Genomic DNA, 519 nt, shown 5'->3' with positions numbered 1-519 from the left:
TGGGCGGTGCGCTGCTCGCTGTTCTGGGTCGAGGTGGAGGACTGGCTGCCGTAAGAGAGGCTGATGCCGATGGTGTTGCTGTTCTGTGGGCTGTTGCCCTGCGCCGCCGCCAGGCGCGCGGCCTGCACCGCCTCTACCCCGTTGAGCGCGGCTTTGGTGGCCTGCAGCGCCGCCAGCCGTCCGCTGTCGGCGGACTTCGCCTCCTGCACCGTCTGCGTCGCCGTATTCAGCGCGCTGCCCACCGTACCGGAGAGCGCCAGCGTCAGGCCGGAGGTTTTCTGCTCCACCTTGCGCGTCTGGCTGCTCTGGTTCTCCGCCGCGGTGATGCTCACCTCCCGGCCGTCCAGCGTCAGGTTTTTACCGGCGATAAGCTCGGAGCCGGTAACGTCAAGGCGGTTGCCCGCCTCCAGCGTCACGTTGCCGTTAACGCTGCCGACGGTGCTGCCCTGGTTAGTCAGATCCTGCCCCGTCTCGGTGGTTTTCAGGCTCTGCGAGCCGATACTGAAACCGATGCCGCCA

At 67.1% G+C, this 519-nt stretch carries 1 protein-coding gene; it reads right to left on the bottom strand.

Features of this window, described 5'->3' with window-relative positions; translation table 11 throughout:
• Positions 1 to 519, bottom strand: a 519-nt coding sequence (locus B3797_RS12135; RefSeq protein WP_311791196.1) for a hypothetical protein, incomplete at both ends; no start/stop codon positions are given.

The organism is Pantoea sp. UBA5923 (assembly GCF_002431095.1).
In the GTDB taxonomy this organism is placed as follows: domain Bacteria; phylum Pseudomonadota; class Gammaproteobacteria; order Enterobacterales; family Enterobacteriaceae; genus Pantoea; species Pantoea piersonii.
Note: the sequence above shows the minus strand (reverse complement) of the source record. Positions and strands in the feature narration are given on the sequence as shown.